The sequence below is a fragment of the Microbacterium sp. H37-C3 genome (genome assembly GCF_027157935.1).
Lineage (GTDB): Bacteria > Actinomycetota > Actinomycetes > Actinomycetales > Microbacteriaceae > Microbacterium > Microbacterium plantarum.
This window is the reverse complement of sequence record NZ_JAPVLR010000002.1, coordinates 692078-713115: the sequence shown is the minus strand read 5'-3', so window position 1 is coordinate 713115 and position 21038 is coordinate 692078. Positions and strand designations below refer to the sequence as shown.

The following is a 21038-nucleotide window of genomic DNA, read 5'->3' as shown; positions in this document are numbered from 1 at the left end:
CGACTCGCCAGAAACGGCGGGTCCTGACGCGCTCGCACCCGCCGTTTGTGGCGAGTCGACGGGATGGGTGTTGGGTCCTGCACATGGGCGGCGGGGCGGGAGTTCTCCCGAAACGGCGGGCGGGGCCTCGGCACCAAGGGCAGGCGACGGATGCTGGCGGCATGCGACGCACTCCGCTGCCCGCCGAACTCCCGACGGGCTTCGTCACCGAGACGGCCCGGGAACACGGCGTCACCGCGGGTCGACTGCGGGCTCGTGATCTGACGAGCCCCCTCCACGGCACGCGGGCGCGCGGGCCTCTGAACGACCTCGACATGCTCCGGCTGATCGGCGAGCGAGTACCCGGTCATGCCTTCTTCTGCGGGCCCACCGCCGCTGCGGTGCACCGGATGCCGTTACCCGCGGTCCTCCGAGACGCCGCGGCGGCCCGCCCGCACCTCGCCGTCGCTCTCCCGGCCAACCGGGTCCGCCGCCCCGAGGTGGTCGGCCGCGCGCTGGCTGTGCGTCCGGACGACATCGCCTGCGTGGACGGCATCCGCCTCACGACCATCGAGCGTACGTGGGTCGACCTCGCCGGCGCGGTCTCGCTGGGCGCCCTCGTGGCCGCGGGTGACGCACTGATCAGCCGACGTGGGCCGCGCACGACGATCGACGCTCTGGGGCTCGCTCACGCGAGGGCGGGCCGCAGCCGCGGCGCAGTGCGGCGCGCTGAGGCCCTGACCCTGCTCGACGACGGCGCGGAGTCGCCGCGCGAGTCGGAGCTGCGGGTTCTGCTCGTGCGGGCCGGACTCCCCCGCCCCGAGACGAACGTGGTCATCCGCGACGGGTGGCGCTTCGTCGCGCGGGTGGATCTGCTGTACCGCGATGCCCGGCTCGTCCTCGAGTACGACGGCGACTACCATCGCGATTCCTCGCAGTGGAGCCGGGATCAGTCGCGACGCGCCGAGCTCGAGTCGCTCGGCTACCGCGTCACGGTCGTGACGGCGCGAGACTTCGATGACCCCGGTGCCCTCGTCCGCCGCATCCGCCGTCTGCTGTCAGCCCGCTGACCCGCGCCCACCCCCAACCCACGCCGTCGAGTCGCCAAGAACTGCGGATGCCGGCACCCGACCATCCGCATCCTCTGGCGAGTCGACGGTAGCGACGGGGTTAGAGCTCGACGCCGACGAGGACGGGCTCGGGCTGCAGGATGAGGCCGAACTCGGCCTGTACGCGCTGCTGGACGAACCGCGCGAGTGCGGCGAGCTCCTCGGCCGTCGCTCCCCCGCGGTTGGTGAGCGCGAGGGCGTGCTTGGTCGACAAGCCGGCTCGCGATCCGGGCAGCGAGAAACCCTTGCCGATACCGGCGTGCTCGATGAGCCAGGCCGCGCTCACCTTGACGTCCGGCTCGGCCACCTCACCCGTCGGCGAGACGCCGTAGTACTCGTTCAACGGGATCACCCGGTCGCTCACAGGGTCGGGTGCCACCGGCCAGCGCGGGCAGGCGTCGGGCAGCGTCCGCGCGAAGGCGGCGGTCACCACGGCGTTCTGGAAGAACGACCCGGCGCTCCACGTGTCGGGGTCGGCGTCGTCGAGCACCATCCCCTTGCTGGCCCGTACGGACAGCACGGTCTCGCGCACCCAGCGCAGCGACACCGTCGCCTCCGGGTCGAGCCCCAGGGCGCCGCGCAGCTGCGGCCCGCTGATCGCGAACTCGCCGTGCCCGACGCGGTCGAGCTCGAGCGTGATCGACAGGATGACCGCGGAACGCGCCGCGACCGATCCGTGGTGATGCTTCAGCACCGAGGTGCGGAAGCCGAGGCCCAGCTCGGATGCCGGCACGACACTGACCTCGCCGGTCGACTCGTCGAGCAGCTCGACCTCGACGAGGGTCTGCACGACCTCCTGACCGTAGGCGCCGATGTTCTGAACGGGAGCTGCCCCCGCGGTGCCCGGGATGCCCGACATCGCGGCGATCCCGCCGAGACCGGCCGCGACGGCGTACTCGACGAGGTCGTCCCACGAGTGACCGGCCTGCACCTTCAGACGCGCGCGCCCGGGATGCGGCGACGGCAGCTCTTCGATGCCGGTCGTGCGCACGGCGACGACGGTGCCGTCGAACGGCTCGTCACCCACCAGCAGGTTCGACCCGCCTCCGACGACCAGCCAGGGCTCACCGGCCGTCCACAGCTCGCGCATCGTGGCGACGAGCTCGTCCGCCGTGTGCACCTCGACCATGCGGTCGGGCACGGCGCCCGCGCGCAGCGTGGTCAGCTCCGCGAGGGGTCGCGGTTCGATCTCGGCCACGGTCACTCGGCGGTGCGCACGCGCACTTGCGCCTTGCCGAGCACGACGGTGCCGTCGTGGCTGACGGTCAGGTCGATGCGTGCGACGCCCTCATCGACGGCGCCCACCTTCGCGACGACGGTGAGAGTCGCGCCGGTCTCAGCATCGACGACGACAGGGCGGGTGAAACGCACGCCGTACTCGACGATGCGGCCGCTGTCGCCGAGCCACTCCACGATCGTCTCGACGGCCAGCCCCATCGTCAGCATTCCGTGGGCGAGCACACCGGGCAGGCCGACGCGTGCCGCGACGTCGTCGCGGTAGTGGATGGGATTGAAGTCGCCCGACGCCCCGGCATACCGCACGAGCGACTCGCGCGTGAGCTCGACGGTGCGTTCGGCGACGACGGACCCGACAGTCAGATCGCTCATGCGTCCTCTCCCCCGACCAGCAGCACGGAGACGGCGGTCACGACGTGGTCGCCGGCGATGTCGCGGATGTCGGCCTCGCTCGTGACCATCGCCCCCTTGCCGAAGGCACGGATGCCGGTGACGGTCAGCTGCGCGGTGAGCTCATCGCCCGCGACGATCGGGCGCGTGTAACGGAACCGCTGCTCGGCGTGCACCGTTCGCTCGAGGGCGATGCCCGAGTCGGGCTCGCCCAGGAGCTGCTGCAGCGTGAGATCCTGGATCACCATGGCGAAAGTCGGCGGAGCGACCACGTCGGTGTAACCCAGCGCACGTGCCGCTTCGGGGTCGGTGTGCTGCGGATCGGTCGCGAAGACGGCGCGGGCGAACTCGCGCACCTTTTCGCGACCCACGAGGTACGGGGCGGTCGGCGCGAAGGCGCGGTCGACCAAATCGGGGTTCACGGACACCGTCCGATTCTACCGGTGGCCCCCCGACGGCTGCGCGGCCCGCTTCGTCGCACGTGTCGCCCGGTGCGCCTTCACGGCGCGGATCGCCATCTGAGACGCGATGAAGGTGAGGAACACGGCGAAGAGGATGTTGGCCGTCAGCGGGTTCAGCAGCGTCGCGATCCACGCCCCCAGCGCCGTGGTTGTACACGCGGCGAGCCCGACGACGAGGGCCGCCACGAGGTCGACGTTGCGTCGCCGAGCGTTGCCGACGGTTCCCGAGATCGCGGTCGGGATCATCATCAGGAGCGAGGTGCCCTTCGCGATGAGGTCGCTCGTGCCGAAGAGGAACATCAGCGCCGGAACGACGATCACGCCTCCGCCCACACCGAGCAGGCCTGCCATGATCCCCGTGAACAGCCCGAGCCCGGCGAGCCCGATACCGACGCCCCAGTTCAGCTCGAGTACCGCGTCACGCGAGGGCACCACGATGAAGAGCATCACGATGACCACGACGAGGAACCCGACGAAGCCCCACCGCAGCGCGTTCTGCGGGATTCTCGCCAGCAGCCAACTGCCGATCTGTGCGCCGATCACGGCACCCGCGGCGAGGATGATGGCCGGGACCCAGGCGACGGATCCGGTGAGGGCGTAGGAGATGACGCCGACCGAGGCCGTGGGGACGATCGCGGCGAGGGAGGTTCCGGCAGCCAGCCGCTGATCGAATCCGAGCAGCAGCACCAGGAGCGGGACGATGACCGTTCCGCCGCCGACGCCGAACAGTCCCGACAACAGGCCGGCCGCGAGCCCGACCCCGGCACACGCCAGATAGAACCGCGCGCTCCGGCGCGCACCACGCTCGACCATCACTGCTCGACGTAGTCGTCGATGAGCCAGCCGGAGCCACCCGGAACGAGCGTGTAAAGCGCTGAGAAGCTCGCGGGAACGGGGTTCTCGAGCGGAGCACCGGCGGCGTCCGCCGTCTGCGTGAAGGTCTCGACGGTTTCGACGTAGATGGTGTCTCCTTCTCGGGTCGTCGAGATGAAGCTCACCTCGTAGTCCTCGACCGAGTTGTTGAACTCGCGGGCCGCCTGGGCGAAGTCCGCGCAGTCGGACAGCCCGCCGCTCGCGAGGAACTCGGGAGTCAGGATGGACTGGTAGGCCCCGCAGTCCATCTCGTCCCATGCGTCGTCGTACGCGTCGACGATGTCTTCGGCCGCCCGCAGATCGGCCCCCTGGACCGCCGTCGCTCCGGGGCGATCGCTGCTCGGATCCAGGATCCCCACGATGAAGCGCGGAATGAACACGGCGGCGAGGACGACGAGCCCGACGAGGACGACGCCGAGCGCGACGAAGACGATCCAGAGCCGGGAACGGCGAGCGGGCGCTGCGTCGGTCTCGCCGACGGCGCCGGTCACGGCCGCTGTCGCGATCGACGGATGCGCGCCGGGATACACCGGCGCGAACCCTCCCGGCGACGGAGGGATCGGCGGCAGCGCGTCGGTCGGCGACGCGGTGTCGGATGCCGCGACCCCGTGCTGGCTCTCGGTGAGGGAGGCCTCCGTCACGGCCGGCGGTTCTTCGGGCTGAGGCTCGATCTCCAGCTGCGGCTCGGGCTCGACGGGGGCGTGCGTGTGTTCGGTCCACCGCGAGCCGTCCCACCATCGCAGTGCGCCGTGCCCGTCGTCGTACCAGCCCGGAGGCGTCGAACCGCTCAACTCTGCCTTCTCTCGCGTCGGGCGCAGATCCGCCTCGTTCAGACTACCGATCGGCCGAGACCGGCCGGCCGCCCGCGGTATCATCGGCCGCGCCGAGCTCGGCGACCGAATCCGGCTGCTCCGTCGCCGCCTGCTCGAACTGCGATTGGTACAGACGCCAATAGGCGCCCTGAGCCGCGATCAGCTCGTCGTGCGAGCCCTTCTCGACGATGTCGCCGTGCTCCATCACGAGGATGAGGTCGGCATCGCGAATCGTCGACAGCCGATGCGCGATGACGAAGGAGGTCCGCCCCTCGCGCAGCGCCGACATGGCCTGCTGCAGCAGCAGCTCGGTTCGCGTGTCGACGGAGCTCGTCGCCTCGTCGAGGATGAGCACCGCGGGCTGCGCCACGAACGCCCGCGCGATCGTGATGAGCTGCTTCTCGCCGGCCGAGACGTTCGCGGCATCCTCGTCGAGGACGGTGTCGTACCCGTCGGGCAGCGAATGCACGAAGCGGTCGACACGCGTCGCGATCGCCGCCTCGACGATCTCGTCGTCGGTCGCGCTCTCGCGGCCGTAGCGGATGTTGTCGCGGATCGTGCCGGCGAAGAGCCAGGGGTCTTGCAGCACCATCCCGGTGCGCGAGCGCACGTCGTCTCGGGACAGCTCGGAGATGTCCTGACCGTCGAGGAGGATACGGCCGCCGTCGAGCTCGTAGAAACGCATGAGGAGGTTGACGAGCGTGGTCTTGCCAGCCCCGGTCGGACCGACGATGGCGACCGTCTGGCCAGGCTCGACGCGGAAGGTCAGGTCGGTGATGAGGGGCTTCTCGGGAGAGTAGGCGAAGCGGACATGCTCGAACTCGATCACGCCGCGGCCTCCGCGCGCCGGCTCGACATCGGGAGCGTCCGGGTCCTGCTCGTCCTCGTCGAGGAGCTCGAACACCCGCTCAGCGGAAGCCGTGCCCGACTGCACGACGGCGGCCATGCCGCCGAGCTCCGACAGCGGCTGGGTGAACTGCTGCGAGTACTGGATGAACGCCTGCACGTCGCCGAGTCGTAGCTGGCCCGAGGCGACCATCAGACCGCCGAGGACCGCGATGCCGACGTACGTGAGGTTCCCGATGAAGGTCATGCCCGGCATGATCAGGCCCGAGAGGAACTGCGCCTTGAAGGCCGCTTCGAAGAGCTCGTCGTTCTCGGCCTCGAACTTCTCGCGGGCGTCTCGCTCGCGACCGTACACGCGGACGAGGGCGTGCCCCGAGAACGACTCCTCGACACGAGCGTTCAAGCGGCCGACCTTGCGCCACTGCACCGCGAAGGCCTTCTGGGACCGCGGCCCGATGACACCGAAGATCACGGCCATGAGCGGCAGCGAGACGAGCGCCACGAGCGCCAGCTGCCACGAGATCGAGAACATCATGAACAGCACGCCGACGACCGTCAGCACGCTCGTGAGCGCGGTCGAGAGGGACTGCTGCATCGTCTGCGTGATGTTGTCGATGTCGTTCGTGACCCGCGAGATCAGCTCGCCGCGCTGGACCCGGTCGAAGTACGACAGCGGCAGCCGGTTGATCTTCGCCTCGACCGACTCGCGCAGGCGCCACATCGTCCGCACCATGATGATGTTGATCACGAAGCCCTGCAGCCAGGTCAGCACGGCGGAGCCGACGTAGATCGCGAGGACGGTGACGACCACCCACTTCAGCCGATCGAAGTCGACGCCCGCGCCCACCTGGAAGTTCTGCATCGCCCCGACGATGTTGGCGACATCCGTCTGCCCCGCGGCGTTGAGCGCCGCGACGACATCCTCCTGGCTCGTGCCCGGGGGGAATTGCGAGCCGAGGTTCGCGGAGACGACGCCCTCGAAGATGAGGTTGGTGGCATCGCCGAGCACGCGCGGCGCGAGGACGGCGAGAACCACGCCGACCGCACCGAGAACCGTCATGAGACCGAACACGAGGGCATAGGGGCGCAGCAGACCGATCATCCGCAGGAAGCTCGGCCCGAACTTCGCCGCCTTGCCGGGAGCGACACTGTCCCAGCTGCCGGAGTTCTGACGAGCCTGTTCCGCGAGCTCGAGCTCGGCGCGCTCCTCGTCGGTGAGGTTCTCGGCGCTCATGCGTCCACTCCCAGCTGCGATTCGACGATCTCGCGATACGTCTCGTTGGACTCGAGGAGTTCTTCGTGCGTACCGAGACCCGCCATCCGGCCGTCGTCGAGCACGAGTATGCGGTCGGCACCGGTCACCGTGGAGATCCGCTGTGCGACGACGATCTTCGTGACCTCCGGCAGTTCGCGCCACAGCGCTTCGCGCAGTCGCGCGTCCGTGGTGAGGTCGAGCGCGGAGAACGAGTCATCGAAGACCAAAACGTCGGGGCGCCGCACGATCGCTCGCGCGATGGCGAGCCGCTGGCGTTGCCCTCCCGAGACGTTGGTGCCGCCTTGCGCGATGCGCGCTTCGAGGCCTCCCTCCATCTCCGCGACGAAGTCGCGCCCCTGCGCGATCTCGAGCGCCTTCCACAGTTCGTCGTCGGTCGCGTCCTCCCGCCCGAACCGGAGGTTCGACGCGACCGTGCCGGTGAACAGGAACGCGCGCTGCGGGACGTAGCCGATGCCGCTCCAGAGCAGGTCGAGGTCGGCCTCGCGCACGTCGACGCCGGCGACCGTCACCGATCCCCCGGTGACGTCGAACAGCCGGGGTATGAGCGAGACGAGCGTGGTCTTGCCCGACCCCGTCGACCCGACGACGGCGACCGTCTCGCCGGGATCCGCGCGGAACGAGATGCCCTGCAGCACCGGCGTCTCGGCGCCCGGGTAAGTGAACGCGACGTCGTCGAACACGATGGCGCCCGGCTCGGGGAACTCCCGCACGGGCGAGGCGGGACGCTCGAGCGCATCCTGAGAGGAGAGCACCTCGCCGATCCGGTCGGCGGAGACCGCGGCGCGCGGGATCATGATCGTCATGAACGTCGCCATGAGCACGCCCATCAGGATCTGGCCGACGTACTGCATGAACGCGAAGAGCGTGCCGATCTGCACGTTGCCCTGATCGACCTGGATGCCGCCGAACCAGATCACGCCGACGACCGTGACGTTGAGCACCAGCATCGCCAGCGGGAACATCAGCACGAACAGCGACCCGACCTTGCGCCCGACGATCATGATGTCGGTGTTCGCACCGCGGAATCGCTGCTCTTCGATGCGCTCGCGGACGAACGCCCGCACGACCCGGACGCCGGTCAGCTGCTCGCGCATGATGCGGTTGACGTTGTCGAGCCGGGTCTGGAACTGGCGGAACAGCGGCACCATGCGGCCGATGATGAGCCCGGCGACCACGAGCAGGAGCGGCACAGCGACCCCGATCAGCCAACTGAGCCCGACATCCTGCTGCAGCGCCATGATGACGCCGCCGATCGCGAGCATCGGAGCTGTGACGAGCATCGTGGCGCCCATCATCGCGAGCATCTGCACCTGCTGCACGTCGTTCGTGTTGCGGGTGATGAGCGTGCCCGGGCCGAAGCGCGACACCTCGCGCTCGGAGAAGCCGCTGACCTTCTCGAAGACGTCGCGTCGGATGTCGCGTCCCGCGGCCATCGCGGCACGGGCAGCGCACAGCGTCGCGATGACCGACGCGACGATCTGCCCGAGCGCGATGACCAGCATGATGGCCCCGCGCGACCAGATGTAGGCGGTGTCGCCTCGGGCGACGCCGTTGTCGATGATGTCCGCGTTCAGTCGAGGCAGATAGAGCGAGGCCATCGCCGAGCCGAACTGGAACACCAGCACGCCCAGGAGCAGCCACCGATAGGTGCGCAGATAGCGGAACAGGAGCTTGCCGAGCATGGGTCTCCTTGAGCGAGTCGACCGGACGGTTCATGGTAGCGCCGGGCTCCGACACGCGAACGACCGTGGATCCTCACAGCCGCCGCCGATGCCGGATCGGTACCGTCGGTGCCATGACGACCGGCAGCTCCGTGCCCCCGCTCTCGATCACCGACGGCCTCCAGAACTTCACGCCGCAGGAGCTCCGGAGCCTGCGCGACGAGTTCCAGCAGTTCCTCCTGGAGTACCGCTTCGGCATGCAGGAGATCGAGACGAAGCTGCAGATCCTGCGCGACGAGTTCCAGCAGCTGCACGACTACAACCCCATCGAGCACCTCTCGAGCCGACTGAAGTCACCCGACGGCATCGTGGAGAAGGTCGTCCGGAAGGGGGTCGAACCCGAGTTCGCGTCGATCCGCGAGCACATCACCGACATCGCCGGCGTCCGCGTCACCTGCAGCTTCACGCAGGACGCCTATCGCCTGTTCGACCTGCTCACGGCCCAGGACGACATCGAGGTCCGGACCGTCAAGGACTACATCGCTGAACCCAAGCCCAACGGCTACAAGAGCCTGCACGCGATCGTGGAGGTGCCCGTCTTCCTCTCGACCGGACGCATCACCGTGCCCGTCGAGGTGCAGTTCCGCACCATTGCGATGGACTTCTGGGCGAGCCTCGAGCACAAGATCTATTACAAGTTCGCCGCGAACGTGCCGGCGGAGCTGACCGCGGAGCTGAAGGATGCCGCCGAGACGGCGGCCGAGCTCGACGCGAAGATGGAGCGCCTGCACCGCGAGGTGCGGCACCGTCCCCGCGTCGTGCGCATCTGAGCGCGCGACGCGGGGACGCGGGGATCAGTCCTCCGAGACCGTGATCTCGACGGGGATGTTGCCGCGGGTCGCGTTCGAGTACGGGCACACCTGGTGCGCGGCGTCCGCGAGCTCCTGGGCGACCTCGCGCTCGACGCCGGGCAGCACGACCTCGAGGACGACCGAGAGCGAGAACCCGCCGGCATCCGTGGGGTGGATCTGCACCTGGCCGCCGACGGCCGAGTCGGTCACGTCGATCTTCTTGGAGCGCGCCACCATCTGCAGGGCGGAGTGGAAGCAGGCGGCGTAGCCGGCGGCGAAGAGCTGCTCGGGGTTCGAGCCGTTGCCCGAACCGCCCATCTCCTTCGGGATGGCCATCTCGAGGTCGACCCGGCCGTCCGTGGTGCGGACGTGCCCGTTGCGGCCGGCGCCCGTCGAGAGTGCTTCGGCGGTGTAGAGAGCGCTCATGCGTGCTCCTCCTTCATTTCCTTTTCGGGGGTGGTCTTCGTCGCGCGGGTATCCGCGCGCAGATCGGTGGCGGTGTCTCGCATCCCGTCCGCCAACTCGGTGAGGGCGGCGATCAGCTGCCGGGCACCATCGACGGTGACGCCCATCCCCTGCGCGATGCAGGCGGGCACGTGGGCGAGCTCCGAGCGCAGTTCGCGGCCTCGGGGGGTGAGCGACACGGTCACGACGCGCTCGTCGACACTGTCGCGACCCCGTTCCACCAGGCCGTCGCGCGTCATCCGGCGCAGCAGTGGCGACAGCGTGCCGGAATCGAGGTCGAGCGCCTGCCCCAGGTCGCTGACGCTGCGGCCGTCGCGGTTCCACAGCAGCACGAGCACGAGGTACTGCGGGTAGGTCAGTCCGTGCGGCTCGAGGAGAGCCGCGTACGCCTTCGTCGTCGCCCGCGACGCGGCGTAGAGCGAGAAGCAGACCATGTGCTGCGTCGGTTCCATACATGCACTGTACACAACTAGGTTGTGCGCAATCAATACGCTCGAAGAGTGCGCCGGCAGCCTCGGCCACCGGCGCACTCGTGAGCGATGACGTCAGGGCGTGGGCATGCCGCCGTTGACGTTCAGGGTCTCCCCCGCGACGTAGCTCGACTCCGCCGACGCGAGGAACACGTAGGCGGGCGCGAGCTCCGCCGGCTGACCCATACGTCCCAGCGGGGTCTCCTCGCCGAAGCTGTCGATCTTCTCCTGCGGCTGGCCGTCGCTCGGCTGGAGCGGCGTCCAGATCGGCCCGGGCGCCACGGCGTTGACGCGGATGCCCTTCGGTGCGAGCTGCTGGGCGAGCGCCTTGGTGAACGTGTTGATCGTCGCCTTCGTCGAGGCGTAGTCCACGAGCGTCTCGGACGGCGAGTAGGCCTGGATCGACGTGGTGTTGATGATGGAGGCGCCTGCCGGCAGGTGCGGGAGCGCAGCCTTGGTGATCCAGAACATCGCGTAGACGTTCGTCTTGAAGGTGTCGTCGAACTGCTCGTCGGTCAGGTCGGCCAGCTCGTACTGGAAGATCTGCTTGCCGCCGTTGTTGACGAGGATGTCGATGCCGCCGAGCGCCGAGACCGTGTCGGCGACGAGCGAGCGGCAGTACTCCGGGTCGCGCAGGTCGCCGGGAAGCTGCGCCACCGTCACACCCGCATCCTTCAGGATGCCGGCGATGCGCTGCGCGTCCTCTTCCTCCTCGGGGAGGTACGAGATGGCCACGTCGGCACCCTCGCGCGCGAAGGCGATCGCGGTAGCGGCGCCGATTCCCGAGTCGCCGCCCGTGATGAGCGCCTTGCGCCCGGTCAGGCGGCCGCTGCCGCGGTAGCTCTCCTCGCCGAGATCGGCCTTCGGCGTGAGGTCGGCGTCGAGGCCCGGCTCGTCCATGTGCTGCTTCTCGGGCTCGATGTCCGCGTACAGCTCGGCGGGGTTGACGAAGGTGTACTGGTCACGGGACATGGTGTCTCCTTCCATCGGTCTTCCTGGGGGTGGTCGTCACTCGGGTCCGTCGATCAGGCGATCGACGCAGACCCGAACGTGTGGATGGGGCGGCCGGTCGCGCCGGGTTCGAGGCGGAGGATGCCGCCCGAGAGAGGATGCCGCTGCAGCTGCTCCTCGGTGAGGTTCTCGCGCGCCGATCCGACGAGGAGGACGTCGAGGTCGTGCCCGGCGAACGCGACGGAGGTGATGTTGGGCACGGGCATCGTGATCTCCTCGACGAGGTCTCCGCCGGCGCTCCACCGTGCCACCATGCCCTCGCCGTAGAGCCCGTTGAAGAACGAGCCGTCGGTCGCCAGCACCAGCCCGTCACTCGACCGGCCGACCAGGTAGGGCTCGAGCTCTCCGAGCTCGCCGGCGGGACCGTAGGACGCGCGGTAGACGGTCGAGGTCGCGGTGTCGGTGATGTACATCGTGTGCCCGTCGTCGGACCACTCCATACCGTTCGCGATTCCGTAGCCGCCGCCGAGCACCCGCACGTCGCCGTCCGGGTCGACCGACCATACCGCCGCATCGGGGTCGTCGCTCGTGAGCTCCATGGCACCCACGACGAAGCGACCGAACGGATCGACCTTGCCCTCGTTCAGGCGCATCCCGTCGTGGCGGTGGCGCAGCGTGGCGAGGTCGCGCTCGATGCGCCCGTCCGCATCGAGCAGCACGACGCGGTCCTTCAGTGCCGCGACGTACCCGCCCCCGACGGCCGGCTGCACCGCCGACAGCGGCGGGGGCAGCTCGACGACCCGGTCGTCACTGCCGTCGACCGCGCCGTCGAGCGGACCGCGATGCAACAGCCCGGCGGTGATGTCGACCCACACGACCTCGTCGGTGCGGTCGTCCCACCAGATGCTCTCGACGAGCACCGCGCGGGTGTCGCGGAACACTCCGATCTCATCTGCCATGGAGGGCCTCCTCGGGGACGACGTCACGGATGGTGAGTACCGTCGCGATGAACGCGAGGTGGCTGAGGGCCTGCGGGGTGTTGCCCCAGGCGGTGCCGTCGTCGGCGTCGATCATCTCGGCGTAGATGCCGACGTCGTTCGCGAGGGCGACGAGCTGGTCGACGAGGTCGAGCGCCTCGGCATGCCTCCCGACGCACGCCAGCGCCTCGGCGCGCCAGAACGCGCAGGCGACGAACGTCTTCTCCTCCGCCGACACCCCGCTGTAGCGGTACAGCAGCGGGCCGGCGCCCAGTTCGTCGGTGAGGGCGTCGATCGTCGTCGACATCCGCTCGCCGCGGTCGAAGCCGGTGGGCGCGTGCAGCAGCACGGAGGCGTCGAGCTCGTCCGAACCCGCATAGAAGGCATAAGCGGACTTCGCCTCGGACCAGCAGTTCTCGTCGATCCAGAGCCGGATGCGCTCGCGCTCGGCCTTCCACCGCTCGGCGCTCCCGGGGATCGCGCCGCTCTCGGCGAGCGCGACCGCGTCGTCGAGCGCCTTCCAGCATCCCATCTTCGAGGAGGTGTAGTGCCGTTCCTCCGGCAGCTCCCACATGCCCGAATCAGGGTTGCGCCACAGGTCGCACGTGCGGTCGGCGACACCCGCCAGCATCCGTGCCGTTCCGATGTCGAGCACGTTGCCCGCATCGACGTACGTGCGGCAGATGGCCATGAGGTCGCCGTAGACGCCGAGCTGAAGCTGTTCGCGGGCGGGGTTGCCGGTCACGACGGGCTGATTGCCGCGCCACCCGGGCACGGAGTACTGCCGGGCGTCGGGAACGAGCTCGCCGTTCAGCGTGTACATGACGTGCAGCTCGGGCCCATGGTCGCGGATGGTGCGCAGCATCCAGGACAAGGCGGCGTGCGTCTCCTCGCGGAGCCCGAAGCGCACGAGCGCGTGAGCGGTGTATGCCAGGTCGCGTACCCAGGCGTAGCGGTAGTCCCAGTTCTTGCCGCCCTCGGGGTTTTCGGGCAGCGATGTCGTGGCGGCCGCGGCGATAGCACCGGTGGGACTGAAGATGAGGAGCTTGAGAGCGAGTGCGCTGCGCTGGATGCGCTCTTGCCAGGGACCTTCGTACGAGAAGACCTCGGACCAGTGCCGCCAGTTGTCGATCGTGCGGTCGATGCCGACGTCGACGTTGCGCGGGTCGGGAAGATGCAGAGGCTCGTCGTGGGTCGCGGCGAGCGCGATGAGGTGCCGCGAACCGGCCGAGGCGGTGAACGAGCCGGTCAGGCGCGGCCCGCTCGTCCCGTCGGGATCGGGCGCGTCGGGTCCGTGCTCGAACCCCACGACGACGAGCGCGGTTTTGCCGCTGCGGATGACGTCGCCGTGCTGGGTGCGCTCGATCCACGGCGCCGCCGTGCGCAGCGATGTTCCGGGGTGGATCAGCCAGGCCATGGGAACCGTGCCCTCGATCCCGTCGACGCGACGAGCCAGCTCCGCCCACGGCATCCGCCCGGCAACGCCCGACACCATGGCGTCGGTGACTTTCACGGACCCTCGAGCGGTCGTGAAGGTCGTCTCCAGAACGTTGGTGTCGGGTACGTATCGACGGGTGGTCGCGAACTCGTCCGTGGGCGCGAGTTCGAGGCATCCGCCCGTCTCGCTGTCGAGCAGACGCGCGAAGACGGGCGTGGAGGTGAGGTCGGGCAGCGGCAGCCAGTCGACGCTGCCGTCGAGGCCGATCAGCGCGACGGTGCGTCCGTCGCCGATCGGCGCATACGACTCGATCCCCGGGGTCACATGCCCTCGTCGGTGATGTCACCCTCGCCGTCTTCGCCGAGCTCGGCGATGACCGGGTCGTCTCCCTGGGTCTCGGGCTGTGCGTATGCCGTGGGCAGATCCTCTGCGGGGATCTCGTCGTCGTCCGACGGGATGTGCGCGGGATCGTCGCTCGTCGCAGTCGCGGTGTCGAGTTCGGCGGGGTCGACGCCGGAGTCGAGCGCCTCGTCGATCGCGTCGGTGCGGTCCCACTCGCGCTGGGCCGGGTCGAGGTCGGGGTCGGCCACGCTGGTCGCATCGCCGTCGCGCAGCGGCTGGATGCCGGCATCCTCGGCTGCGGCGGGGCGGGCGAGGTCGTCGTTGAATGCGTTGGACATGCCTCCACGATGCGGCGGGGCGGCGAATCCGTCGAGCCACTTGCACCGGGCCGGAGTGCGCGGTAACGGGCGCGCCCCCGACCCCGTTCAGGTGCCGCCGGTAGGCTGGCACGCTCCGTCACGGCTCTTCCCGGAGGTCACCCATGCCCGTCGCCCGAATGCTGCTGGACGCCGGACGCGGCGCTCTCATCGGAACCGTCGAGATCATTCCCGGAGTCAGCGGCGGCACCGTCGCGCTCATCATCGGCGTCTACGAGACGCTCATCGAGTCGGCCGGCCACCTCGCCCGCGGCGTCGCCCGTGGTGTCGCCGACGGCGTGCGAGGCCGCGGGCTGACGCGCGCTCGTGCCGAGTTGGCCGCCGTGCGCTGGTCCGTCGTGCTGCCGGTCGGCGTCGGCATGATCACCGCCGTCCTCGTGGCATCCGCGGTCCTCGCTCCGATCATCGAGGCCGAGCCGGTCGCCTCACGCGCCCTGTTCGCCGGCCTCATCCTCGCGTCGCTCGTCGTGCCGATCCGCATGGTCGGCGGCCGATGGCGAATGCGCGAGTACGCGGTCGCCGTTGTCGGCGCGGTCGCCGGCTTCGCCCTCACGAGCCTCCCCCAGGTCGACCCCCTCGAGCCGCCCCTGCCGGTCGTCGCACTCGCGGCGGCGTTCGCCGTGTGCGCTCTGGTGCTGCCCGGAGTCTCGGGCTCGTTCATCCTCCTGGCCGTCGGGATGTACGCGCCGACGCTGGCCGCCGTCAACGAGCGCGATTTCCTCTATCTCGGCGTCTTCGTCCTCGGCGCCATGATCGGTCTCGGTCTGTTCGTGTCGGTGCTGCAGTGGCTGCTCGTCCACCGTCGGCGCATCATGCTCGCGACGATGACGGGTCTCATGATCGGCTCGCTCCGGGCGCTGTGGCCCTGGCAGGAGGGCGGCGCCGTCCAGGCCCCCGGGCCCGACGCGCTGCCGGCGCTCCTCCTGGTGGTGCTCGGCGCGGCGGCGGTGGGCGGCGTGCTGCTGATCGAGTCGGCCGTGTTGCGGCGGGCCGCGCGGCGCCTCGAATCCGGAGCCGCGGGCTAGCACACGGCGGTCCGATCCGCCTCCCCCTCGGCTCATCGGACCCGACGTGTGAGCGTGGAGACATGATGTCTTCGATCGCCGCCGCTGCACGCACGCTGACCGACGACTCCCCTCAGCTCCTGCTGCGTGGGTACCGGTTCGGCGACCGCATCTGGAGCCGCGTACGGGCTGGCGCCCGCTCGGCACCGATGGGCCTGCTCGGCGACCCGACCGTCTTCGTCCGCGGCGCAGAGGGCGTCGAGGTGTTCTACGACGAGGAGCGGGTGCGACGCCACGGGGCGATGCCCGGGATCGTGCAGGAGACCCTCTTCGGGCATGGTTCCGTGCACAGCCTCGACGGCCAGGACCACCGGCACCGCAAAGCGACCTTCCTCGACGTCGCCTACGAGGACGAGCAGGTCGAGCGTCTGCGTCCGCTTCTGGCCGCCGAATGGCAGGGCGAGCTCGACGACTGGTTCGCCGGCGGCGAGCGTTCCGCCTACGACGCGGCGGTGGGCGCCTTCGGTCGCGCCGTCATGCGGTGGGCAGGACTCCCGGGAACGCCCGCGGCGAAGACGCGGTGGGCGGCGCGTCTCGCACAGATCGTCGATGGCTTCGGCGTCCCCTACTCCCCCGAGTACCTCCTCGCCTGGATCAATCGCCGCTGGTCCGACCGGCACACCCAGCACCTCATCGAGGCGGTGCGCGACGGCGACCTCGAGCCCGAGCCCGGAACGGCCCTGCACGCATGGGCCTGGCACCGGGACCGCGCCGGTGTCCTGCTGTCTGCCCGCCTGGCCGGCATCGAACTGCAGAACAGCATGCGTCCGATGATCGCGGTCGCACGCTTCGTGGCGTTCGCTGCGAAGGAGCTCCACGACCGTCCGGAGTGGCGCGATCGCATCGCCGCGGAGGCGGCCGAGCGCGAGTCGCTCGACGGCGGGCCTCTCGCCGTGGCGTTCGCGCAGGAGATCCGGCGCACGGCCCCCTTTGTCCCCATGCTCCCCGCGCGTGCGGTCGCCGACATCGAACTCGACGGCCAGAGCGTCGAGGCGGGTGGCCGCGTCGTCCTCGACATCCTCGGCACCAACCTCGATGAGAACTCGTGGGAGCGTGCCGACTCGTTCGCGCCCGAGCGTTTCGTCGGCGTCGACGACTACGAGGCTCTCCCCGCGTTCATTCCCCACGGCGGTGCCGATGTCGCGACGGGCCACCGCTGCCCTGGCGAGAAGCTCGCGATCGCCGGACTCGCGACGGCGATCACGGCACTGAGCCACCGGGATGTCACGATCCTCGACTCCGGACTCGACGTGGACATGCGCCGGTTACCCACCAAGCCGGCGTCTGGCGGCCGCGTGCGGGCGACGGGCACCGGCGGCGGCTGCCCGTTCCACCGGCGCTGACGCGTCACCGGTAGCGGCGAGAGGCCGTGTCCCCCGAAAGGCCGACTCGACGGACCGGCGGGGAAGCCCTAGCGTCGATGGCGTCGACGATCTTCCCCCCGGATCGTGGAACGCCCCGCATCCTCGGATGACGGGGCGTTCTGGTTTCTGCGGGGGCACGCGCCTCCACGTCATCCGATCGGATGAAATCCTGCGCGGAAGTTCAGTCCATACGTAGCTCGCAAACGGCACCGTCGCGCCCCGATTTCACCGCTTCACCGGGCATTTTCCCTCGAGGTGGACGGAGGGTCGGCGCGCCCCGGCATCCTGCCACGCGAGGCATGATCGTGACGTCGGGTGCGATCCAGCGCTGATGGGGAGCAGGGCGGGCCTGCTCGATCCCTCGGCCGCGAGTTAGGTCCTCGTCTCGCGTCCGACCTGCGCCCGGGACTCTGGAGGGGTCCCGGGCGCTTTCTCGTTCCCGCGGACTTTCGCGCGCGGTTGCCGTTGCCGAATACGACAAAACCCCCGGCGCGTCCGGGGGTTTTCATCTGTAGCAGGAGCGGGGCTTGAACCCGCGACCTCACGATTATGAGTCGTGCGCTCTCACCAACTGAGCTACCCTGCCGCATCGCATCCGAGGATGCTGCGAGCCCCGAGTCAGGATTGAACTGACGACCCCTTCCTTACCATGGAAGTGCTCTGCCACTGAGCTATCGGGGCGTGCTACCCGCAAGCGGGCAACTAGAAGAGGATACCATCTCGGCGGCCTCACTTCGAATCAGGTCAGCGCTTCGTGTGCTCTTCGAGCCAGGCGATCGGGTCGATCTGCGTCGTCCCGCCGAGGAGCACCTCGAGGTGCAGGTGCGCGCCGGTCGACTTGCCGGTGCTGCCGACCTGTCCGATGATCTCGCCGGGCTCGATCGTGTCTCCGACCTTCACCCTCAGCGAGCCGTACTGCATGTGGCCGTAGCGCGTCGAGACGAGCTCACCGTCGATGTTGTGGTCGATGACGACGGTCACGCCGTAGTCGCCGCCTGCCTCGGTCGCGATGCGCACGGTTCCGCCCGCGACGGCGTGGATCTCAGCCCCGGCCCCCGGCGTCAGGTCGACACCGCGATGCGGGCGGGAGAACTCGGACAGGTACGAGACCGAGCCGAACTGCGCCGAGATCGGAACCCCGACCGGGAACGGCCACTGGATCGCGGCGTTGGGGTCGTTGACCCACGTACCGGCGAAGTTGGTCACACCCGAGTCGGCCGCGATCTCCGAGACGGACGTCACATCGAAGGTGTCGCTGCGATCGAAGGTGACGCCCGTGTTCGGAGACGAGACGTACGCCTGGATCTCTTCGGGCTCGATCGACGCGGATGTCCGGGGCGCCTCGGCCGTGATGTCGCGACCCGTGTCGCCCGAGGCGAAGACGGCGGCGGCAGGGCTCGTCAGGCCGACGGCCAGGAGGCCGACGGCGGCGACGGCGCTCATCGAGACGGATGCCGCAGCAACTCGCTTGCCCACCCGACGCAGGCGACCCGGACGCGCGACCGTGACCTCGCGGGTGCGCTGCTGGTGCTCGGCGATGGACTCCTCGCCCACCTGCACCGGGGTCTGCGCAGTGAAGGAGAACAGCCGCGCGGCGAACTCGAACTCGTCGACGTCGTGCGCGTCGGACGGCTCGCGCGTCTCGTCGCTCGCGTGCGCGTCGCTGTGCGAGCGCGCGTCGTCGGCATCCGGCGTCTCGATCGTCGCGGAGTCGACCGCGGCCGGGCCGAATGACTCGCCCTGCGCGGCGGCGTGCTCGGCGGCCGGGCGGGTGCGACGACGGCGGGATGGCGCGATGAAATCCGGTCCCGCGTAAGCGTCGCCGTCCACGACGGTGAGGACCATGTCGTCGGCCACGGCTTCGCTGGTCGCGGCGGCCGGAGAATCGGCGGCTTCGACGTCCGGCGTCTGCGGCGCGTCGTCGATCGTCGCGATGTCGGCGGCCGGAACGGCGGCGACCTTCGCGGCGAGTTCAGCTTCAGCTGCCAGGCGCCGCCACTGCGCCCGGGTGAGACCGGCCGCCCGCGTGAGTCCCGCCGAGGCTTCCCCTGCCGAGGGTCGCGAGGACGCGGCCTCAGTGGGAGTGGTCTCAGAAGTCAAATCGCAGGCTCTCGAAAACAGCGCGCGCTCGTGCGCAGCGGAACAGTCCGGGTTGCGTTCGATCCCTCGGCTCGGGTTCCGAAGATAACGAACGGGTAAACACTAACGTCTTACAGCTGGGAACGCGATCCACGCGTCAGCTTTCGTGGAAAACCCGTTCGGTCAGCCGACTGTGGAGCGACGACGACGCGGCGATCGTCATGGTGCGGCCGGGCCGCTCGCCGGGCATACCGGTGACGACGCCGCCCGCCTCGGCGACGAGAAGCGCCCCGGCGGCGTGGTCCCACGGCTGCAGCCCACGCTCGACGTAGCCGTCGAGACGCCCCGCCGCGACGTAGGCGAGATCGAGCGATGCGGCGCCGGCTCGGCGGATGTCGCGAGCGACCGGCATGATCCGCCCGAGTCGCGCGAGGTCGCCCGCGTGCGTCGCCGGGTCGTAGCCGAAACCCGTCGCCAGGAGGGCACCGGCATCCGTCGGCTCGGACACCGCCAGGCGCGCATCCCCGAGCCACGCTCCCCCGCCCGCGGTCGCCCGGAACATCTCGTCGACAGCCGGCGAGAAGACCGCCGCCGCGACCGCCTCCCATCGCTGCGGATCGGGTTCACCGTCGACGACCGCGATGCTCACGGCGTAATGCGGGATGCCGTAGGCGTAGTTGACCGTTCCGTCGATAGGGTCCACGACCCAGGTCAGCCCGCTGGCGCCGCGCTCGGCGCCGGACTCCTCGCCGAGGAAGCCGTCATCGGGGCGCGCATGTGCGATGCGATCGCGGATGAGGAGCTCGACCTCGCGGTCTGCTTCGGTGACGATGTCGGCGAGCGCCGACTTCGTCGCGGCGATCGCGACTCCCTCGCCGCGGCGTCGGCGCGCGAGCGCACCCGCCTCGCGGGCGATGTCGACGGCCAGGTCTTCGAGCTCTCGGGCATCCACCATGCCTCCACGCTACGGGGTCGTGCCGGAGGCCAGCCTCGAAGCCGGATCGCCCAGGTCGAGGACTCGGGGTTCGATCGCCTGCAGCGCCTCCTCATCATGCGTGGCGCACACCACCGCACCGCCCTGAGCGAGATGACCGGTCAGCAGCTCTCGGATCACGGAGACGCTGGATGCGTCGAGTCCGTTGAAAGGTTCGTCGAGAACCCACAAAGTGGGTGCGTGGAGAAGCGCGAGCGCGATGCCGACCCGTTTGCGCTGACCGAGAGACAGCATCGCAGCGGGCAAGTCCGGCGTCCCGTCGAGGATGCGACCGCTCAGCTCTGCCCCGCCCGTCGCGATCTTCGCCGCGGCCCAGAGCGACCTCGCCAGCTCGAGATGCTCTCCCGGCGTGAGCTCTTCGAAGAGGTGGGGCGGGTCTGTCACGTAGCCGATGTCCTTCTTCGTCGCCGACGCGGCGGCTTGTGTTCCTCCGACCGTCATCGACCCACGGAGCGGCCTCCGCACGCCCGCGATGGTGGACAGGAGCGTCGACTTGCCGGCGCCGTTAGGACCGCGGACGAGCATCGCCTCGCCAGGCGCAACCTCGAACCGCGCCCGGTGGAGCACGACAGTGCGGCTGTAGCCGATCTCAGCATCAACGATGAGGACGATGGTGTGCTCCGATCACTGTGGGCAGCAGCTGCCGCCACGGGGGACCCGACGACGAGGGCGACGACGGCCAGGGTGGCGGACGGTTGCGTCCAGGGAACGGCGGACCCGATCGACAGAGCGGCGGCGATCGCGATACCGACCGCGTAAGTCGCGGCAGCTCGCATCCAGCCCCGCTGACCGAGCTCGCTCGCTTCCTTCCAATCGGTCTGGGGGTACCTCAGCGACACAGCGCAGGCAAGCGTGGGCGCTACGACGGACACCGCGGCGCACGCGACCCCGGCGGTGCCGACGGCGTGCGCCTGAATCGGAGTCAGGCCGGCGAGTACGCCGATGAATGCGGCCCCGGCTATCGCCGTGACCATGCTGCCGCTGGCCGCTCGCGTGACGGCGAGCGAGCGTACGCCCCCGGGA

20 protein-coding genes and 2 tRNA genes are annotated in these 21038 nt (G+C 69.7%); 4 read left to right on the top strand and 18 right to left on the bottom strand.

What is annotated here, in order from left to right; genetic code table 11:
- The first annotated feature begins 161 nt into the window (after window positions 1-161).
- A complete protein-coding gene (locus O1W71_RS08395) occupies window positions 162-1049 on the top strand; it encodes an endonuclease domain-containing protein (RefSeq protein ID WP_269267407.1) in 888 nt (295 codons plus the stop codon).
- 100 nt (window positions 1050-1149) lie between these two features.
- Here O1W71_RS08395 and O1W71_RS08390 read toward each other — a convergent pair whose 3' ends face one another.
- The 7 genes from O1W71_RS08390 to O1W71_RS08360 are packed head-to-tail and all read right to left on the bottom strand — an operon-like array spanning window position 1150 to window position 8664.
- Window positions 1150-2286: a UDP-N-acetylmuramate dehydrogenase gene (locus O1W71_RS08390; protein WP_269267406.1), complete on the bottom strand. Its 1137-nt coding sequence runs from the start codon at window positions 2284-2286 to the stop codon at window positions 1150-1152.
- Between the two features lie 2 nt (window positions 2287-2288).
- Window positions 2289-2696 carry a MaoC/PaaZ C-terminal domain-containing protein gene (locus O1W71_RS08385; RefSeq protein WP_112616814.1) on the bottom strand — a complete coding sequence of 136 codons (408 nt, stop codon included), beginning with the start codon at window positions 2694-2696 and terminating at the stop codon, window positions 2289-2291.
- Window positions 2693-3142, bottom strand: coding sequence for an FAS1-like dehydratase domain-containing protein (locus tag O1W71_RS08380; protein ID WP_269267405.1), 450 nt, complete (start codon window positions 3140-3142; stop codon window positions 2693-2695). The genes O1W71_RS08385 and O1W71_RS08380 overlap by 4 nt, the downstream gene beginning before the upstream one ends.
- A 9-nt stretch (window positions 3143-3151) precedes the next feature.
- Window positions 3152-3988, bottom strand: a complete 837-nt coding sequence (locus tag O1W71_RS08375; RefSeq protein WP_269267539.1) for a sulfite exporter TauE/SafE family protein — start codon at window positions 3986-3988, stop codon at window positions 3152-3154.
- Entirely contained in the window at window positions 3988-4839 is an 852-nt protein-coding gene (locus O1W71_RS08370) for a DUF2510 domain-containing protein (RefSeq protein ID WP_269267404.1), read from the bottom strand. The genes O1W71_RS08375 and O1W71_RS08370 overlap by 1 nt, the downstream gene beginning before the upstream one ends.
- A 43-nt stretch (window positions 4840-4882) precedes the next feature.
- The gene (locus O1W71_RS08365; protein ID WP_269267403.1) at window positions 4883-6940 is read right to left on the bottom strand and encodes an ABC transporter ATP-binding protein; all 2058 of its coding nucleotides are present in this window, start codon (window positions 6938-6940) and stop codon (window positions 4883-4885) included.
- Window positions 6937-8664, bottom strand: a complete 1728-nt coding sequence (locus tag O1W71_RS08360; protein WP_114588120.1) for an ABC transporter ATP-binding protein — start codon at window positions 8662-8664, stop codon at window positions 6937-6939. Before O1W71_RS08360 ends, O1W71_RS08365 begins: the two co-directional genes overlap by 4 nt.
- Before the next feature lie 113 nt (window positions 8665-8777).
- Between O1W71_RS08360 and O1W71_RS08355 the strand changes: the two genes are divergently transcribed.
- Window positions 8778-9473: a GTP pyrophosphokinase gene (locus O1W71_RS08355; RefSeq protein ID WP_112616804.1), complete on the top strand. Its 696-nt coding sequence runs from the start codon at window positions 8778-8780 to the stop codon at window positions 9471-9473.
- Window positions 9474-9497: 24 nt separating this feature from the next.
- Here O1W71_RS08355 and O1W71_RS08350 read toward each other — a convergent pair whose 3' ends face one another.
- The 6 genes from O1W71_RS08350 to O1W71_RS08325 form a co-directional block, all read right to left on the bottom strand.
- Complete coding sequence (locus O1W71_RS08350) at window positions 9498-9920, bottom strand: organic hydroperoxide resistance protein (protein ID WP_023952119.1); 423 nt, start codon at window positions 9918-9920, stop codon at window positions 9498-9500.
- A complete protein-coding gene (locus O1W71_RS08345; RefSeq protein ID WP_240309688.1) occupies window positions 9917-10411 on the bottom strand; it encodes a MarR family winged helix-turn-helix transcriptional regulator in 495 nt (164 codons plus the stop codon). Before O1W71_RS08345 ends, O1W71_RS08350 begins: the two co-directional genes overlap by 4 nt.
- Window positions 10412-10504: 93 nt before the next feature.
- Window positions 10505-11401 (bottom strand): SDR family oxidoreductase, encoded by an 897-nt coding sequence (locus O1W71_RS08340; protein ID WP_112616993.1) that lies wholly within the window; start codon window positions 11399-11401, stop codon window positions 10505-10507.
- Between the two features lie 53 nt (window positions 11402-11454).
- On the bottom strand, window positions 11455-12339 hold the full coding sequence (locus tag O1W71_RS08335) for an SMP-30/gluconolactonase/LRE family protein (protein ID WP_269267402.1): 885 nt from the start codon (window positions 12337-12339) through the stop codon (window positions 11455-11457).
- Window positions 12329-14119, bottom strand: a complete 1791-nt coding sequence (locus tag O1W71_RS08330) for a glycoside hydrolase family 15 protein (RefSeq protein WP_269267401.1) — start codon at window positions 14117-14119, stop codon at window positions 12329-12331. Before O1W71_RS08330 ends, O1W71_RS08335 begins: the two co-directional genes overlap by 11 nt.
- A complete protein-coding gene (locus tag O1W71_RS08325; protein ID WP_269267400.1) occupies window positions 14116-14475 on the bottom strand; it encodes a sugar ABC transporter ATPase in 360 nt (119 codons plus the stop codon). Before O1W71_RS08325 ends, O1W71_RS08330 begins: the two co-directional genes overlap by 4 nt.
- 143 nt (window positions 14476-14618) lie before the next feature.
- Here O1W71_RS08325 and O1W71_RS08320 point away from each other — a divergent pair, with 143 nt between their 5' ends.
- Together O1W71_RS08320 and O1W71_RS08315 are read left to right on the top strand one after the other, a co-directional pair.
- A complete protein-coding gene (locus tag O1W71_RS08320) occupies window positions 14619-15539 on the top strand; it encodes a DUF368 domain-containing protein (RefSeq protein WP_269267399.1) in 921 nt (306 codons plus the stop codon).
- 62 nt (window positions 15540-15601) lie between these two features.
- Entirely contained in the window at window positions 15602-16921 is a 1320-nt protein-coding gene (locus tag O1W71_RS08315) for a cytochrome P450 (protein ID WP_331282649.1), read from the top strand.
- A gap of 533 nt (window positions 16922-17454) precedes the next feature.
- Here O1W71_RS08315 and O1W71_RS08310 read toward each other — a convergent pair.
- From O1W71_RS08310 to ccmA, 5 genes are all read right to left on the bottom strand, one after another.
- Window positions 17455-17528: transfer RNA gene (locus O1W71_RS08310), tRNA-Met, on the bottom strand.
- A 23-nt stretch (window positions 17529-17551) separates the two neighbouring features.
- Window positions 17552-17623, bottom strand: a tRNA-Thr gene (locus O1W71_RS08305).
- A 63-nt stretch (window positions 17624-17686) separates the two neighbouring features.
- A complete protein-coding gene (locus O1W71_RS08300) occupies window positions 17687-19042 on the bottom strand; it encodes a M23 family metallopeptidase (RefSeq protein WP_269267398.1) in 1356 nt (451 codons plus the stop codon).
- A 136-nt stretch (window positions 19043-19178) separates the two neighbouring features.
- Complete coding sequence (locus O1W71_RS08295; RefSeq protein ID WP_269267396.1) at window positions 19179-19976, bottom strand: inositol monophosphatase family protein; 798 nt, start codon at window positions 19974-19976, stop codon at window positions 19179-19181.
- A 9-nt stretch (window positions 19977-19985) separates the two neighbouring features.
- On the bottom strand, window positions 19986-20582 hold the full coding sequence (gene ccmA / locus O1W71_RS08290) for a heme ABC exporter ATP-binding protein CcmA (RefSeq protein WP_269267395.1): 597 nt from the start codon (window positions 20580-20582) through the stop codon (window positions 19986-19988).
- Window positions 20583-21038: the final 456 nt, after the last annotated feature.